Raw genomic sequence first — 15,818 nt, 5'->3', positions numbered from 1 at the left:
CGGGGAAACAGCGCGCGACAGGCGCGCCGAGAAATGAATCGGAAATTCGGAATCGGGCGGGACGAACGGCGGATGCGCCGTCCGGATCAGGTGGCGAGCAGCAGCAGCACGAGCCCGAGCGCCATCACGATCAGCCCGCCGATCCGGATATGATGCGGCGGCCGCTCGGCTATTCTACGAAACGTGTCGCGCCAGGCGACGGGAAACACGAAGGGGAACGCCCCCTCGATAATCAGCATCAGCGCTACTGCGAGCAACAACGAGCCAGCCAGATCCATGCGAGCGACGGCGCCGCTCGTCGCGGCGCCCCAAGGTCAATGTTTGCGGGGAGCAGGCGCCGCCGGTGCGGCACCGCCCGTCGGGCTGCGCATGAAGCGGAAGAACTCGCTGTCGGGATCGACGACGATGATGTCGTTGCGCTTGAACGTGTGCCGGTAAGCCTGCAGGCTCGCGTAGAACTGATAGAACTGCGGATCGCGGCCGAATGCGTCGGCGGCAATCGTCGCAGCCTTCGCATCGCCCTCGCCCTTGATCGTCTGCGCGGACTTGTACGCGTTAGCGAGCACGGCCTGCTGTTCGCGTTCGGCGTCCGCCTTGATCTGCTCGACGTCGGCCGCGCCTTCCGCACGCACCTTCGCCGCCTGATCGCGCAGTGCACCGATCATCCGTTGATAGACGGCGTCCGTCTGCGCAGCCGGCAAATCGACGCGCGTGAGCTGGACATCGACCACGTCGACGCCGAAACCGGACGCCTTATCCTTCACGGCGTCGCGCGCCGCATCGGCGATCGCACGCTGGCCGCCGAGGGCATCGTCGAGCGCGCGCTTGCCGAATGCGTCCCCGAGTGCGCTCTTCAGCGCACCGGCCAGGCGATCGGCAGCAGCGGCCGGGTCGCCACCCGTCGCCGTGAAGTATTTCATCGGATCGCTGATCCGGTACTTCACCGCATACGCGACGAGCAGGTCATGCTTGTCTTCCGTTGCCAGTTGCAGCGGATCGGACGACTCGAGCGATTGCAGGCGCGTGTCGACCAGCGTGGCCGTCTGCAGCGGCGGCGGCAGTTTGAAATGGATGCCGGGGCCCGCGAGTTCGGGCTGCGCGCCGTCGCGACCCGACAGCACGGCCGCGTGGCGCGGATCGACGGTGAGGACCGTCGAGGACGCCGCGAAGGCAACGATCACGATTGCGACGACGAGCGCAATGATTCGGTTCATGTTCTGCGCTCTCCGTTACTTCAGATCGTCTTCGCGCGACCGGCTGCGGAACGCTTCTCGCGATCGCAGCACGTCACCGCCCGACGCCGCGACGGCCGGTGCCGCGCTCGCAGGCGCTGCCGCCGCCGGAGCGACGGCCGCCGGTGCCGATGCCGCATCGGGCGCCGATGCGCCGGTGGACGCCGCGGCGTTTTGCCGCCCCTGCTCGACGAGCTTGTCGAGCGGCAGATAGACGACGCTGTTGCCGCCCTTGTTGCCGACGAACACCTTCGTCGCGTTCGAATAGATTTCCTGCATCGTCTCGAGGTACATCCGCTCGCGGATTACCGCGGGCGCCTTCGAGTACTGCGCGTAGACCTGCTTGAAGCGGTCGGCATCGCCTTCGGCTTCCGTGACCACGCGATCGGCATAGGCCTTCGCTTCGTCGACGAGCTTCGCGGCATCGCCCTGCGCCTTCGGCAGCAGGTCGCCGGCATACGCCTGCGCGGCGCGCTTCGCAGCTTCGCACTCGTCGCGCGCTTTCGCGACTTCACCGTAGGCGGCCTGCGTCTGCTCCGGCGCCGCAACGCTCTGCATCGTGACGGCCGTCACCTCGAGCCCCGACTGGTAGCGGTCGAGATCACGCTGGATCGCGGCGGAAAGCTGCTCGCGCAGCGCGTCGCGGTCCTGGTTAAGCACGTCGGCCGCGCTGCGCGTGCCGACGATCGCACGCACCGCGGCCTGCGCGGCCTGCGACACGCTGCGCTCGGGATCGACGCTGCGGAACAGGTAATCGGTCGCGGAACGAATCCGGTACTGGACGATGAAACGCACGTCGACGATGTCGGCATCACGCGTCAGCATCGCCGATTCCTTCACGTTCGCGAGACGCACGACGTTGTTGCGGCCGATCTCGATCGAGCGGACCTGCGACGTATCGACGATCTCGTGCGACGCGAACGGGTACGGCGCGCGCCAGTGCACGCCTTGACCGACCGTGCCCGACAGCTTGCCGAACTGCAGCACGACGCCCGTCTGGCCTTCCTGCACGACGAACAGCCCGCTACCCGCATAGACCGCGACCAGCACGCCGATCACGATGCCGACGCCGACTCGCGCGGCGCGGCCGTTGTCGGGACGGAAGCCATTGCCGCCCTTGCCGCCGAAAAGGCCGCTCAGACGGCGGTTGAAGTTGCGCCACATCTCGTCGAGATCGGGCGGACCATCGCCGTCGCCGCCTTGCGGACGCTTCGATTCGTTCGCACGGGGACGGGATCCGTCTTTGCCATTGCCGTCACCGCGTCCCCAGCGGGGATCGTTGATCGACAGCAAGGCGCGCATCCGTCGCCAGGTACTCCGCTCGTTGTATTCGTTCACCAGAGTTTGTTCACCAGATTAGACGCCGGAGAACCGGCCGGGACCGGTTAGCGCCCGTGTTCGGAAATCGTGCGGTCTTCGTGTGGTTCAGCGGATGCGCCGTCGAGCGCGCCGTTGGGTAACGTCGTGCCGGAAAGGTGTTCCGCGGAGGCGATTTCGGCGATGGCGGCACGCAACGCGTCAAGCCCCTGACCGGTGCGCGCGCTCAAAAAGACGCGCGAAATATTACCATACTCGTCACGCTCGACCGCGTCGCCGCGGGCCGCCAGCTCAGGCACCGCGTCGATCTTGTTGAACACCAGCACCTGCCGGATCGTGTCCGCGCCGATCTCGTGCAGCACGCCGTTGACCTGCTCGATCTGTTCGAGCCGGACCGCGCTCGACGCATCGACCACGTGCAGCAGCAGATCCGCGTGGATCGTTTCCTCGAGGGTCGCGCGGAACGCCGCGACGAGCTGGTGAGGCAGCTCGCGGATGAACCCGACCGTATCCGACACGACGATCTGGCCGACCTCGTCGCCGAGGTACACGCGCCGGGAAGTCGTATCGAGCGTTGCGAACAGCTGGTCGGCCGCGTAGGCCTGCGCTTTCGTCAGCGCATTGAACAGCGTCGACTTGCCCGCGTTCGTATAGCCGACGAGCGACACCGACATCGTGCCGCTGCGCGCGCGTTGCCGGCGCTGCGTGCTGTGTTGCCGGCGCAACCGGTCGAGCCGCGACTTCAGCATCTTGATGCGTTCGCCGATCAGCCGGCGGTCGGTTTCGAGCTGGGTTTCGCCGGGGCCGCGCAGGCCGATACCGCCTTTTTGCCGCTCAAGGTGGGTCCACGCGCGAATGAGCCGCGTCGACAGGTATTGAAGCTGCGCGAGCTCGACCTGCAGCTTGCCTTCGTGACTGCGGGCACGCTGCGCAAAGATGTCGAGGATGAGGCTCGTGCGATCGACCACGCGCCTGTTAAGCGCTCGCTCCAGATTGCGTTGCTGGGCCGGCGCCAGTGCGTGGTTGAAGATGACGATTTCGACGTTGTGCGCGTCGCAGGCAAGCCGCAGTTCTTCGGCTTTGCCGCTGCCGATGAACATCTTGGCATCGGGACTGGAGCGACGACCTGTGAGGGTGACGGCGGGACGGGCCCCCGCGCTGGAGGCGAGAAGACTGAGTTCTTCGAGACTGGCTTCGAAATCGGTCTTGCCGAAATCGATGCCGACGAGCGCTGCGTTGATCAAATTATCGGGTGTCAAGATAAGGCGGCTGGCATCGGTCGCTCGCGGCGACCGGATGCCGGCCGCTGCGATAGGTTAGGACGAGGCTTCCGCGTCCGGGTGGAAATTCACCGGGCGCGCCGGCACGACCGTCGAGATGGCGTGCTTGTACACCATCTGGGTCACCGTATTACGGAGCAACACGACGTACTGGTCGAACGATTCAATGTTCCCTTGGAGCTTGATGCCGTTGACGAGGTAGATCGAAACGGGAACGTGCTCTTTGCGCAGTGCGTTCAAAAACGGGTCTTGTAACAATTGCCCTTTGTTGCTCATGGCGTACTCCATCTTTTTTTGCAGGTTGATCTGGATTGGCGGCGAAGAAAAAGAGATCCGGCGCCAATCGCTACACTATAGCCGATTTTGCCTGCCCCGCCCGGGGCGTAGGCCTTGCGGCCTAGCCCTTGCGGGGCGTGCTTCAGCCCTTGTCCGCGTACGGGTTGTTCGACGAACGGAACTCTATGCGCAATGGAGTCCCGGTCAGCGAGAAAGTTTCGCGGAACCGGTTTTCCAGGTAGCGCTTGTACGTTTCCGTCACGGCGTCGAGTGCATTACCGTGGATGACGATGATCGGCGGATTCTGCCCGCCCTGGTGCGCGTAGCGCAGCTTCGGACGCACCGGGCCGCGACGGCGTGGCTGCTGGAATTCGACGGCCTCGATCAGCGCGCGCGTGAGCTTCGGCGTCGGCAGCTTCGCCATCGCCGCCGCGTACGCGTCGTCGACCGAGCGCATCAGCGTGCCGATGCCCGTCTTCTTGGTAGCCGAAATGAAGTGCGATTTCGCGAAGTCGAGGAATTTCAGCTTGCGGGTCAAATCCGCTTTCGCGCGCTCGCGTGCGTGGTCGTCGAGCCCGTCCCACTTGTTGACGCCGATCACCAGCGCGCGCCCCTGCTCGACGACGAAGCCGGCGATGTGCGCGTCCTGGTCGGAGATGTCCTGCTGCGCATCCAGCAGCAGAATGACGACGTTCGCATCGGAGATCGACTGCAGCGTCTTCACGACCGAGAACTTCTCGATCGCTTCGAACACCTTGCCGCGGCGGCGCAGGCCGGCCGTGTCGATCAGCGTATATTTCTTGCCGTTACGCTCGAAGTCGACGTAAATCGAATCGCGCGTGGTGCCCGGCATGTCGAACGCGATCACGCGGTCCTCGCCGATCAGCGCGTTCACGAGCGTCGACTTGCCGACGTTCGGGCGGCCGACGATCGCGATCTTGATGCCGCGCGACGGATCGTTCTCGTCCTCTTCCTCGGGCCGGTCCGCGTATGCGACGTCCAGCGCCTCGTTGATCATGTCGGTGACGCCGTCGCCGTGCGCGGCCGAAATCGCGCGCGGATCGCCGAGCCCGAGTTCGTAGAAGTCGGTCGCGACCGCCGTGTACTTCATCCCCTCGGCCTTGTTGACGACGAGGAAGATCGGTCGGCCGGTCTTGCGCAGGTAGTCGGCGATCGACTTGTCCTGCGGCGCGAGGCCGTTGCGGCCGTCGACGATGAACACGACGACGTCGGCTTCCTCGACGGCCTGCCGCGTCTGGCGCGCCATCTCGTGCAGGATGCCGTCCTTCGCGACCGGCTCGAAGCCGCCCGTGTCGACGACCAGGTACGGCCGCTCGCCGACGCGCCCTTCGCCGTAATGGCGATCGCGCGTCAGGCCGGGCAAGTCGGCAACCAGCGCATCGCGCGAGCGCGTGAGCCGGTTGAACAGCGTGGATTTCCCCACATTGGGGCGCCCAACGAGGGCAATGACCGGTTTCATCTGTGTTTTCTACGGTGATGCGCAGCAGCGGGAGGCCCGCTGCTGCGGGCGGCTGCGCTGAATGAAAATATCACGAATTCGCGCCGCGCCGGATGCGCGCGCCGGGCGCGCGTTGCGCGCCGTCGTCTTTCGTTTCGAACTGCCTTTCAAATACCGAGCGGCCGGGAACACCGGCCGCCTTCATTTCGCGCGGCGCGCTCGCGCGGGACAAGCCCGCCACGCCGCGACCGCGCATGTTTCCTGCGCGTCAGCGCGGACGGAACCCGTACAGGCCGCCGTCCTTCGTCTGCACGACGAGCGTATTGCCCGCGAGGACCGGCGCCGCCGTAATCGCGCTGCCGTCGGTCTTCATCCGCGCGATGAAGCTGCCGTCTTCGCGCGACAGGAAGTGCACGAAGCCCTTGTAATCGCCCATCACGACTGCATGCCCGAGCAGGTACGGCACGCCGACGTCACGGCTCTTCAGCTTGTCGTTGCGCCAGAGCTGGTTGCCGGAGGCCGCATCGTACGCCGTCACGACCGACCAGTCGTCGCCGCCTGCGACGACCGAATCGTCCTGGGCGAGACCGCTGCGGCTCGAGAACGCCTTTTCCCACAGCGGGCGGCCCGAGTTCGCATCGAAGCAGCCGAGCTGGCCCTGGAACGTCACCGCGCAGGCCTCCGCGCCCACGAGCGTTGGCGGGCCGCTGACGTCGTTGATGCGCTCGACTTCGGTGACGCCCTTCGGGAACGACACGGGCGTCTGCCAGAACGGCTCGCCCGTCTGCAGGTTGATCGCGACGAGGCCGCCGCCGGGGAAGCCCGCCAGCACCGCCGCGTCACCCGCGAACGTCATGCCGGCCGACACGCGCAGGTTCAGCGGAACCGCGCGGTTGCGGTAGTTCCACTTCTGCTCGCCCGTCTGCGCGTTGAACGCGATCACCTGGCCGTCGATCGTGCGGACGACTACGAGACCGTTGCCGACGAGCGGCGGCGAGAAGATCTCGCCCTGCACGCTGGTCTTCCACAGTTGCTTGCCATCCGGGCCCAGCACGAACACGCCGCCCTTCAGCGCGCCGACCGCGGTCAGGTTGCCGTCGCTACCGACACCGGCCGACAGGTCCGAATCGACCTTCGAGCGCCAGACCGTCTGGCCCGTCTTCGCGTCGATCTTCTCGACCGAACCGTTCTCGCCCGCCGCATAGACGGCGTCGCCCACGGCCACCGGCGAGAACAGGTAGCGTCCGCCCTTGCCGACGCTCGCCTTCCAGACCTGTTGCACGTCCATGACGGGCTTGAACTCGGTGAGCGGCGTCGGCACGCGGCGCGCGTCCTTCGACGACGAGCAGGCCGCCAATGCCAGGACAGCCGCCGCGCAGGCAACGGGCACAGCGTAACGTTTCAGCAAATTCATCGGTTAGCGAAGCAGAGTTAAGAGGTTGAGGGGACCGGGATTCAGCCGCCGAGCGCGTCCAGCTTGAACTGCACGAGCTGGCGTGCGGACTGGTCGTCCTTCGACAGGCCGTCGAGCGCGAGCTTGTAAGCGGCGCGCGCATCGTCGGTCTTGCCTTGCGCGGCAAGCAGATCGCCGCGGCGATCCGCCACGAGGCCCTTGAATGCATCGACCGGCGTACCCGAGAGCAGCGCGAGACCCGCATCGTACGCCTTCTCGTCGAGCAGCAACGACGCGAGACGCAGCTTCGCGATCTGCTTGTACTCGTCGTCCTTGGCGTGATCGGCCGCCCATTGCAGCTGTGCCTTCGCGCCAGCCGCATCGCCGGACGCGTACAGCACCTTCGCGGCCGCGAGTGCCGTCATCTGCGCATACGGCGTGCTGCCGAACTTGTCTTCCATGTCGGCGGCCGCACGGGCCATCGTCGTCTTGTCGTTCGCGGCGGCGGCCTTCTGGACCTGCTCGTACAGCCCGGATGCCTCGGCAGCCTGACGGCGCTGCCAGTAATTCCAGCCGTTGAAACCGGCTGCGACGACGAGCGCCGCGAGCACGATCCACGTGGTGAGGTTACCCCAGCGGGCCCACCACGCCTTGAGACTTTCAATCGATTCTTGTTCGTCGTGATAACTCATCGGCGAGCGATTCCTTCCTGTTCAGGCCTTTCTTGTCGAGCGAATGCCAGCGCGATCAGTCGTCGCCGTCTTCGGCGGATGCAACCATCGCATTGATTAGGAATTCGGTCAAGCTTTCGACCGGTACGGTCTGCTGAACGTTCTTTTCCCCGTCTTCGCCCGCACCGCGCAATGCTTTCACGCCCACCGTGCCGTTCGCGACTTCCTCTTCGCCGAAGATCACCGCGAACGCCGCGCCGCTCGCGTCGGCCCGCTTCATCTGCGACTTGAAGCTTGCCGTCGCGCCGTCGGCGCTGCAGTGGAAGATCACGTCGAGACCCGTGTCGCGCAGGCGCTCCGCCGCGATGAACGCCTGTTCGCGCGCGGTCTCGCCCTGGTGCACGACGTAGACGTCGACACCTTCCTGCTCGGGCGCGAGATCCTCTTCCTTCAGCAGTTCGAGGATGCGCTCGATGCCCATCGCCCAGCCGCACGCGGCGGTCGGCTTGCCGCCGAGCTGCTCGATCAACGGATCGTAGCGACCGCCGGCCGCGACCGTGCCCTGCGCGCCAAGCTTGTCGGTCACCCACTCGAACACGGTCAGGTTGTAATAGTCGAGGCCGCGCACGAGACGCGGGTTGATCTTGAACGGAATGTTGTTCGCGAGCAGCAGGCGTTGCAGGCCTTCGAAATGCGCGCGCGATTCGTCGCCGAGGAAGTCGATCAGCTTCGGTGCGTTCTGCGCGATCTCCTGCAGCGCGGGATTCTTCGTGTCGAGCACGCGCAGCGGGTTCGTATACAGGCGGCGCTTCGCGTCTTCGTCGAGCACGTCGGCGAACTGTTCGAGGTACTTGATCAGTTCGACGCGATGCGCGGCGCGCTCTTCGGCGAGGCCGAGCGAGTTGATCTCGAGCTTGATGCCGGTCAGGCCGAGGTCATCCCACAGGCGCTGACACATCATGATGATCTCGGCATCCGCATCCGGGCCCGCGAAGCCGAGCGCCTCGACGCCGACCTGGTGGAACTGGCGGTAGCGGCCGCGCTGCGGACGCTCGTGACGGAACATCGGGCCGATGTACCACAGGCGCTTCGGGCCGTCGTACAGCATGTTGTGCTCGATCGACGCCCGCACGACGGCGGCGGTGTTCTCCGGGCGCATCGTCAGGTTCTCGCCGTTCAGCGCGTCGGTGAAGCTGTACATCTCCTTCTCGACGATGTCCGTGACTTCGCCGATGCCGCGCGTGAAGAGCTGCGTGTGCTCGACGATCGGCGTGCGGATGTTCTGGTAACCGTAGGCGCGCAGCAGCGATTTCACGGTGGCTTCGAAGAACTCCCACAGGCCGGCATCCTGCGGGAGGATGTCGTTCATGCCCTTGACGCCCGTGAGCTTCTCGATTTTGCGTTTCTGTTCAGTCATCGTGTGTGTTGACGAATTAGTTCACGGCCGCATCGGCGCGGCCATAATTGCGTGCGACATAGTCGCTGACGATCTGCTGGAATTCCTCGGCGATCCGCTCGCCGCGCAGCGTCTTGACCTTCTCGCCGTCGATGAAGACGGGCGCGGCCGGGTTCTCGCCCGAACCCGGCAGGCTGATGCCGATGTTCGCGTGCTTCGATTCGCCCGGGCCGTTGACGATGCAGCCCATCACCGCGACGTTCATCTTCTCGACGCCCGGGTATTCCTTGCGCCAGACGGGCATCTGCTCGCGCAGGTAGGTCTGGATCTGCATCGCGAGTTCCTGGAACAGCGTGCTCGTCGTGCGGCCGCAGCCCGGGCACGCGATCACCATCGGCGCGAACGAACGCAGGCCCATCGTCTGCAGGATTTCCTGACCGACGATCACTTCGCCCGTGCGCGACGCGCCCGGCTCCGGCGTCAGCGAGATGCGGATCGTGTCGCCGATCCCTTCCTGCAGCAGCACGCCGAGCGCAGCCGTCGATGCGACGATGCCCTTCGAACCCATGCCGGCCTCGGTCAGCCCGAGGTGCAGCGCAAAGCCGCAGCGGCGGCTGAGTTCGCGATACACGGCGATCAGGTCCTGCACGCCGCTGACCTTGCACGACAGCACGATGCGGTCGCGGCCGAGGCCCAATTCGACCGCGCGCTCGGCCGAGCCGATCGCCGACTGGATCAGCGCCTCGTACATCACGCTTTGCGCATCCCACGGCTGCGCGCGCGCGCCGTTTTCATCCATCATGCGCGCGAGCAGGTCCTGGTCGAGGCTGCCCCAGTTCACGCCGATCCGCACCGGCTTGTCGTACTTGGCCGCGATCTCGATCATCTGCGCGAACTGCGTGTCGCGCTTCGCGCCCTGACCGACGTTGCCGGGGTTGATCCGGTACTTCGACAGCGACTCCGCGCAACCCGGGTAGTCGCGCAGCAGCAGGTGGCCGTTGTAGTGGAAATCGCCGACGAGCGGCACGGTCACGCCCATCCGGTCGAGCTGCTCGCGGACCGCCGGCACGGCGGCCGCGGCCTCGGGCGTGTTGACCGTGATGCGCACCAGCTCGGAGCCCGCGTTCGCGAGTTCCTTGATCTGGATTGCCGTGCCGATCGCGTCGGCCGTGTCGGTATTCGTCATCGACTGCACGCGCACCGGCGCGTCGCCGCCGATCGTCACGAGCTGCCCGCCCCAACGGACATCCACCGCATGCGACACGCGACGCGGCTGATGCCCGCCGAACACCGGCTCGGTTGAACAAATCTGACTGCTGCGTGGGGATTGAGCTTCGGATTGCATCGATAGATCCATTTACGCGGAATGCGCCGCGACGCGGCGCATGTATTGAAAAAGCGCCGTGCCCTCACGGCCTGCCGATATCGACGACAGGCCTTCGCCACGGCGCTTGACGTCAGGGCAACGTGAACCGCGCCACATTACCCCGCGCTGCCGAATATTTTGCCGGATCGACAGGTTTTCCGTCGAACGCGACTGCGTCGAGGCCTGCCTTGTTGCCGATCGTGACCTTGAACGGCCCGTCGCCGGCGACCTGCTTCGTCTCGCCGGCCCGCACCATCGCCGAGAACAGCTCCTTGCCGTTCTTGTCGCGTACGCTGAACCAGCAATCCTGCTTGACCTTCAGTTCGATCATCGACTGACCTGCCGCGACCACGACGCTGGCCGGCTGGGCCGGCACGGCGGCGCTTGCCGCCGTCGTTGCCACGACGGGCTGCGAAGCAGGCGCCGTCACGGCCGGCGCCGCAGGTGTCGCCACTACCGACACGGCGGACGCGATCGCTTGCGTCGCTGCCGCGGACGTCGCAGCCGGGGCCGGAACCTCATTGGCGGCCACTGCCGACGCGCCGCTTGCGGCCGCCTCTTCGACGGAAGAGGAAGCAGCCGCCGGCGCGCTCGCGGCCGACGCATGCTCGGTGTCGCCGCCCTTCAAGCGCGCAAGCAGGCTCGACGAATCGCCGCCAGTGTGCCACATCAAGACAGCGACCACCGCGACGACGACGATCCCCGTTCCCCACAGCCACGGATGGTGGCGCGACGAGCCGCCCAGCGGAATCGACACGCGGCCGCGCGGCAGATCAGTCCCCGACGACGCGGGCATCGACAGGTCGACCTCCGGCACCCCGCGCTCGCGGCGCAGCGCCTGCGCGAACGGTTCCGGGTCGACGCCGAGCATCTTCGCGTAGCTGCGCACGACACCAAGCGCGAACGTCACACCAGGCAAATGACTGATGTCGCCGGCCTCGAGCGCCCGAAGCTTCTGCGGTGCGACCTTGAGCCGCGCCGACACGTCGTCGACCGTCCAGCCCTTCGTCTCCCGAAGCTGCGCCAGCCGGCTACCGACCGCCGCCAGCGATTCCAGTCCCGCCAGCGCCGGCTTTGCGGCATTCGTCTCTGCGCCGTTAGTCGGCTGCGGCTCACTCATCCTTGTCCTCGCGTCGATTCTTCTTCACTGGCGGCCGCCGCCAGCTCCCGCCGGCCGACACCCGCAACTGTTCATACCATGCGCGGCGCCGTGGCGCCGCGACCGATCGCTATTCGCGTGTTGTACCGCCAAAAGGTTCGGGCATCCCCGTCAAACCGCCCGAACTTCGATGATTTTTCCTGCTGCGCCCGTTCGTTCCGCGAGGCGCGTGCGGTCCTTCACCGCGCCGGCCAGCTGGCCGCACGCGGCATCGATGTCGTCGCCGCGCGTCTTGCGCACGGTCGTGACGACGCCCGCATCGATGAGGACCTGCGCAAAGCGCTTGATCTGCTCCGGCTTCGAGCGGATGAGGCCCGATTCCGGAAACGGATTGAACGGGATCAGGTTGAACTTGCACGGCACGTCGCGTGTGACGGCCAGCAGTTCGCGCGCATGCGCTTCGGTGTCGTTGACGCCGTCGAGCATGCAGTATTCGAAAGTAATGAAGTCGCGCGGCGCGACTTTCAGATAGCGCTGGCACGCAGCCATCAGCTCGCGAAGCGGATACTTCTTGTTGAGCGGCACCAGCTCGTCGCGCAGCGCATCGTTCGGCGCGTGCAGCGAAACGGCCAGCGCGACCGGCAACTCGGCGCCGAGGCGGTCCATCATCGGCACCACGCCGGACGTCGACAGCGTGACGCGGCGGCGCGACAGGCCGTATGCGTTATCGTCGAGCATCAGGCGCATCGCCGGCACGACCGCGCTGTAATTCAGGAGCGGCTCGCCCATGCCCATCATCACCACGTTGGTGACGACCCGCTCGGCCTTGCCGTTCGGGCCGGGCGCGCGGCCCAGCGACGCTCGCAATGCAAACTCGGCCATCCGAAGCTGGCCGATGATTTCGGCTGTCGACAGGTTGCGGGAAAAGCCCTGCTTGCCCGTCGAACAGAAGCGGCAGTTGACCGCGCACCCGGCCTGCGACGACACGCACAGCGTGCCGCGCGTCTCTTCCGGGATGAACACGGTTTCGACCGCATTGCCGTTTCCGACGTCGATCAGCCACTTGCGCGTGCCGTCGGTGGAAACGTGATCGCTGGCGATTTCCGGCATCACGATCGACGCGCGGCCCTTGAGTTTTTCTCTCAAGGACTTTGCGAGATCAGTCATGCCGTCGAAATCGCCGGCGTTGTACTGGTGGATCCAGCGCTGCAACTGCTTGGCGCGGAACGGCTTCTCGCCCAGGCTGCCGCAGTACGCGACAAGACCCTCGGCATCGAAGTCGAGAAGATTGACGGAAGTTTCGCTCGTCATGATGTGCTGCCTTGCCGCGTACGCTGAATCCTGCCTACCTGCTGTCAGCCAGGGCTTAACGCGAGTAAACGTTCATTTCCGGGAAGAAGAACGCGACTTCGACCGCTGCCGTTTCTGCAGCGTCCGAGCCGTGAACGGCGTTCGCGTCGATGCTGTCTGCGAAGTCGGCGCGGATCGTGCCCTTTTCCGCCTTCTTCGGATCCGTTGCGCCCATCAGGTCGCGGTTCTTCAGGATCGCGCCTTCACCTTCCAGAACCTGGATCATCACCGGGCCCGAGATCATGAAATCGACGAGGTCCTTGAAGAACGGACGCGCTGCGTGAACCGCGTAGAACTTCTCTGCGTCAGCACGCGACAGGTGTGCCATGCGCGATGCGACGATCTTCAGGCCGGCGCCTTCGAAACGGCTGTAGATCTGGCCGATCACGTTCTTTGCCACCGCATCCGGCTTGATGATCGACAGGGTGCGCTCGATTGCCATAAAAACTCCAAAAAATTAAGAAGTTACAGGTTCAAATGAATCCGCTATTGTAGCACGATCCCGTGTATCATTGCGATTGAACCCTTACACATGTGAAAGGTTCCGAATCCATATGTTTTGCGCCGCGCAGCCATTGAAACCTCCCGGCGCGGAACGTATCTTAGCCATAGCTGCTCCGGTTTGCTGCGCCGCACACCGCGCGCGCCGAACCGGCCCCGAACGCCTACGCGTTCAATGTTAGGAGAAACCATGAACGACTATCCGTACAATTTCGGCCGCGGCGGTTCCGTCAGCACCGCCGAGGTTCGCAACCGCGTGCTGCGGAACACGTACTGGCTGCTCGCGCTGTCGATGGTCCCCACCGTGCTGGGCGCCTGGGTCGGCGTCGCGACGGGCTTCTCGCTGTTCGCGGCCACGAGCCCGATGATGAGCCTGCTCGCGTTCTTCGCGATCGCGTTCGGCTTCATGTTCGCGATCGAGCGGACGAAAAACAGCGCGGCCGGCGTGTTCGTGCTGCTCGGCTTCACGTTCTTCATGGGCCTGATGCTGTCGCGGCTGCTGAGCTTCATCCTCGGCTTCTCGAACGGCCCGTCGCTGATCATGCTCGCGTTCGGCGGCACCGGCATCATCTTCGCCACGATGGCGACGATCGCCACCGTCAGCAAGCGTGATTTCTCGGGGCTCGGCAAGTGGCTGTTCATGGGCGTGATCGTGATCCTGCTCGCGTCGGTCGCGAACATCTTCCTGCAACTGCCGGCGCTGATGCTGACCGTATCGGTACTCGCGATCGCGATCTTCTCCGCGTACATGCTGTTCGACGTCCAGCGCGTCGTGAACGGCGGCGAGACGAACTACATCTCGGCAACGCTCGCGATCTACCTCGACCTGTACAACGTGTTCACGAACCTGCTCGCGCTGCTCGGCATCTTCGGCGGCAACCGCAACTGACGCTCGCCACGCACGATGAAAAAACCGGCCCTCGGGCCGGTTTTTTTACGTCCGCCGCCCGGCTCAGTCGCGCTCGAACAGCGCGATCGATTCGACGTGCGACGTATTCGGGAACATGTTCACGACACCGGCGCCCTTCAGCCGGTAACCGGCCTCGTGCACGAGCAGGCCCGCATCGCGCGCCAGCGTCGACGGGTTGCACGACACGTAGACGATCCGCTTCGGCAGCGGGCCTTCGCCGCTCTGCGCGATCTCGGCCAGCGCCTTCGACACCGCGAGCGCGCCTTCGCGCGGCGGATCGATCAGGAACTTGTCGAATGCGCCGAGCGCACGGATGTCGTCGCCCGTCACTTCAAAGAGGTTCCGGCACGCGAACGTCGTGTGACCGTCGACTCCGTTCTCACGCGCGTTCGCCAGTGCGCGCGTCGTCAGCGTTTCACTGCCTTCGATGCCCATCACCTCGCGCGACAGCCGCGCGAGCGGCAGCGTGAAGTTGCCGATCCCGCAGAACAGGTCGAGCACACGATCGTCGCGCGACGGCGCGAGCAGGCGCAGCGCGCGGCCCACCAGTACGCGGTTGATCTGGTGGTTGACCTGCGTGAAATCGGTCGGCTTGAACGGCATGCGAATGCCGAATTCCGGCAGCGTATAGTCGAGCGATACATCCAGCGGATAGAACGGCGTCACCGTGTCCGGCCCCTTCGGCTGCAGCCAGAACTGCACCTTGTGCTCGTCCGCGAAGGCGCGCAGCAACGCTTCGTCATCGGTGTTGATCGGCTCCAGCACGCGCAGCACGAGCGCCGTGACCTCCGATCCGACTGCGAGCTCGATCTGCGGCATCCGATCGCGGATCGACAGCCCCTCGACGAGCCGGCGCAGCGGCACGAGCATCGCCGACACGTGCGGCGGCAGCACTTCGCAGCTCGTCATGTCGGCGACGTAGCTGCTCTTTTTTTCGTGGAAACCGACCAGCACGCCGCCCTTCTTCGCCACGTTGCGCACGGTCAGGCGCGCGCGGTAGCGATAGCCCCACGACGGGCCGTGGATCGGCGCGAACATCGTTTCCGCACGCAGCTTCGCCAGGTGCCACAGGTTGTCTTCGAGCACGCGCTGCTTGACCGCCACCTGCGCACGCATGTCGAGATGCTGCATCGAGCAGCCGCCGCAGGTACCGAAGAACTTGCATTTCGGCTGCGTGCGCATCACGCTCGGGCGCAGAATGTCGACAACCGTCGCCTGCTCGTAGCTCGGCTTGCGGCGGTAGCTCGAATAGGTCACGCGCTCGCCCGGCAATGCACCCTCGACGAAGATGACCTTGCCCGGCTGACCGTCCTCGGTCGTCGTGCGGCCGACACCGCGCGCTTCCATGTCGAGCGATTCGATCTCGAGAACCGGGGCGATCCCGGGCGCGACGGGCGCATTTTTCGATTTGCGCGCAGAAGTAGGGACGGCTTCGGACACCAGCTTTTCCTGACAAACGTTGAAGAAGGCGAGATTGTAGACGACGAAGGCCCGCATCGCCCGCTTTGCGTGGACCGAATCGACACGGATGCGCGCCCGGCCCGGCATCACGCCGGCGCCGGCCGGCG

15 protein-coding genes are annotated in these 15,818 nt (G+C 65.5%); 1 reads left to right on the top strand and 14 read right to left on the bottom strand.

What is annotated here, in order from left to right; all coding sequences use genetic code 11:
• Positions 1 to 86 precede the first annotated feature (86 nt).
• The 13 genes from BBJ41_RS02980 to ndk form a co-directional block, all read right to left on the bottom strand.
• Positions 87 to 278 (bottom strand): DUF2065 domain-containing protein, encoded by a 192-nt coding sequence (locus BBJ41_RS02980; protein WP_009687995.1) that lies wholly within the window; start codon positions 276 to 278, stop codon positions 87 to 89.
• Between the two features lie 36 nt (positions 279 to 314).
• Positions 315 to 1,214 carry a protease modulator HflC gene (gene hflC / locus BBJ41_RS02975; protein WP_069745248.1) on the bottom strand — a complete coding sequence of 300 codons (900 nt, stop codon included), beginning with the start codon at positions 1,212 to 1,214 and terminating at the stop codon, positions 315 to 317.
• A 15-nt stretch (positions 1,215 to 1,229) separates the two neighbouring features.
• A complete protein-coding gene (gene hflK / locus BBJ41_RS02970; protein WP_069745247.1) occupies positions 1,230 to 2,570 on the bottom strand; it encodes an FtsH protease activity modulator HflK in 1,341 nt (446 codons plus the stop codon).
• A 47-nt stretch (positions 2,571 to 2,617) separates the two neighbouring features.
• Entirely contained in the window at positions 2,618 to 3,793 is a 1,176-nt protein-coding gene (hflX, locus tag BBJ41_RS02965) for a GTPase HflX (protein WP_175972668.1), read from the bottom strand.
• Between the two features lie 72 nt (positions 3,794 to 3,865).
• On the bottom strand, positions 3,866 to 4,105 hold the full coding sequence (gene hfq / locus BBJ41_RS02960; RefSeq protein WP_006399927.1) for an RNA chaperone Hfq: 240 nt from the start codon (positions 4,103 to 4,105) through the stop codon (positions 3,866 to 3,868).
• Between the two features lie 142 nt (positions 4,106 to 4,247).
• Positions 4,248 to 5,585, bottom strand: coding sequence for a ribosome biogenesis GTPase Der (gene der / locus BBJ41_RS02955; protein ID WP_069745245.1), 1,338 nt, complete (start codon positions 5,583 to 5,585; stop codon positions 4,248 to 4,250).
• Between the two features lie 247 nt (positions 5,586 to 5,832).
• On the bottom strand, positions 5,833 to 6,978 hold the full coding sequence (gene bamB / locus BBJ41_RS02950; protein WP_069745244.1) for an outer membrane protein assembly factor BamB: 1,146 nt from the start codon (positions 6,976 to 6,978) through the stop codon (positions 5,833 to 5,835).
• 41 nt (positions 6,979 to 7,019) lie between these two features.
• The gene (locus BBJ41_RS02945; protein ID WP_069745243.1) at positions 7,020 to 7,649 is read right to left on the bottom strand and encodes a tetratricopeptide repeat protein; all 630 of its coding nucleotides are present in this window, start codon (positions 7,647 to 7,649) and stop codon (positions 7,020 to 7,022) included.
• Positions 7,650 to 7,704: 55 nt separating this feature from the next.
• On the bottom strand, positions 7,705 to 9,045 hold the full coding sequence (gene hisS, locus BBJ41_RS02940; RefSeq protein ID WP_069745242.1) for a histidine--tRNA ligase: 1,341 nt from the start codon (positions 9,043 to 9,045) through the stop codon (positions 7,705 to 7,707).
• 16 nt (positions 9,046 to 9,061) lie between these two features.
• Positions 9,062 to 10,369 (bottom strand): flavodoxin-dependent (E)-4-hydroxy-3-methylbut-2-enyl-diphosphate synthase, encoded by a 1,308-nt coding sequence (gene ispG, locus BBJ41_RS02935; RefSeq protein ID WP_069747551.1) that lies wholly within the window; start codon positions 10,367 to 10,369, stop codon positions 9,062 to 9,064.
• 112 nt (positions 10,370 to 10,481) lie between these two features.
• A complete protein-coding gene (locus BBJ41_RS02930; RefSeq protein WP_069745241.1) occupies positions 10,482 to 11,510 on the bottom strand; it encodes a helix-turn-helix domain-containing protein in 1,029 nt (342 codons plus the stop codon).
• A gap of 150 nt (positions 11,511 to 11,660) precedes the next feature.
• Positions 11,661 to 12,800: a dual-specificity RNA methyltransferase RlmN gene (gene rlmN, locus BBJ41_RS02925; protein ID WP_006484457.1), complete on the bottom strand. Its 1,140-nt coding sequence runs from the start codon at positions 12,798 to 12,800 to the stop codon at positions 11,661 to 11,663.
• Between the two features lie 55 nt (positions 12,801 to 12,855).
• Entirely contained in the window at positions 12,856 to 13,281 is a 426-nt protein-coding gene (gene ndk, locus BBJ41_RS02920; protein WP_011352265.1) for a nucleoside-diphosphate kinase, read from the bottom strand.
• A gap of 249 nt (positions 13,282 to 13,530) precedes the next feature.
• Between ndk and BBJ41_RS02915 the strand changes: the two genes are divergently transcribed.
• A complete protein-coding gene (locus tag BBJ41_RS02915) occupies positions 13,531 to 14,229 on the top strand; it encodes a Bax inhibitor-1/YccA family protein (RefSeq protein WP_006484459.1) in 699 nt (232 codons plus the stop codon).
• A 63-nt stretch (positions 14,230 to 14,292) separates the two neighbouring features.
• On the opposite strand, the gene rlmD is transcribed toward BBJ41_RS02915, so the two are convergent.
• Positions 14,293 to 15,690: a 23S rRNA (uracil(1939)-C(5))-methyltransferase RlmD gene (gene rlmD / locus BBJ41_RS02910; protein ID WP_083281897.1), complete on the bottom strand. Its 1,398-nt coding sequence runs from the start codon at positions 15,688 to 15,690 to the stop codon at positions 14,293 to 14,295.
• Between the last annotated feature and the right edge of the window lie 128 nt (positions 15,691 to 15,818).

It is taken from the genome of Burkholderia stabilis (genome assembly GCF_001742165.1).
GTDB lineage: Bacteria > Pseudomonadota > Gammaproteobacteria > Burkholderiales > Burkholderiaceae > Burkholderia > Burkholderia stabilis.
This window is presented reverse-complemented; position numbering and strand designations above follow the sequence as displayed.

Excerpts from the sequence above, each read along its gene's own strand:
- ispG (WP_069747551.1), bottom strand. The coding sequence starts at position 10,369 with ATGCAATCCGAAGCTCAATCCCCACGCAGCAGTCAGATTTGTTCAACC.
- hfq (WP_006399927.1), bottom strand. The coding sequence starts at position 4,105 with ATGAGCAACAAAGGGCAATTGTTACAAGACCCGTTTTTGAACGCACTG.
- BBJ41_RS02945 (WP_069745243.1), bottom strand. The coding sequence starts at position 7,649 with ATGAGTTATCACGACGAACAAGAATCGATTGAAAGTCTCAAGGCGTGG.
- rlmN (WP_006484457.1), bottom strand. The coding sequence starts at position 12,800 with ATGACGAGCGAAACTTCCGTCAATCTTCTCGACTTCGATGCCGAGGGT.
- ndk (WP_011352265.1), bottom strand. The coding sequence starts at position 13,281 with ATGGCAATCGAGCGCACCCTGTCGATCATCAAGCCGGATGCGGTGGCA.
- BBJ41_RS02915 (WP_006484459.1), top strand. The coding sequence starts at position 13,531 with ATGAACGACTATCCGTACAATTTCGGCCGCGGCGGTTCCGTCAGCACC.
- der (WP_069745245.1), bottom strand. The coding sequence starts at position 5,585 with ATGAAACCGGTCATTGCCCTCGTTGGGCGCCCCAATGTGGGGAAATCC.
- BBJ41_RS02930 (WP_069745241.1), bottom strand. The coding sequence starts at position 11,510 with ATGAGTGAGCCGCAGCCGACTAACGGCGCAGAGACGAATGCCGCAAAG.
- bamB (WP_069745244.1), bottom strand. The coding sequence starts at position 6,978 with ATGAATTTGCTGAAACGTTACGCTGTGCCCGTTGCCTGCGCGGCGGCT.
- hisS (WP_069745242.1), bottom strand. The coding sequence starts at position 9,045 with ATGACTGAACAGAAACGCAAAATCGAGAAGCTCACGGGCGTCAAGGGC.
- BBJ41_RS02980 (WP_009687995.1), bottom strand. The coding sequence starts at position 278 with ATGGATCTGGCTGGCTCGTTGTTGCTCGCAGTAGCGCTGATGCTGATT.
- hflC (WP_069745248.1), bottom strand. The coding sequence starts at position 1,214 with ATGAACCGAATCATTGCGCTCGTCGTCGCAATCGTGATCGTTGCCTTC.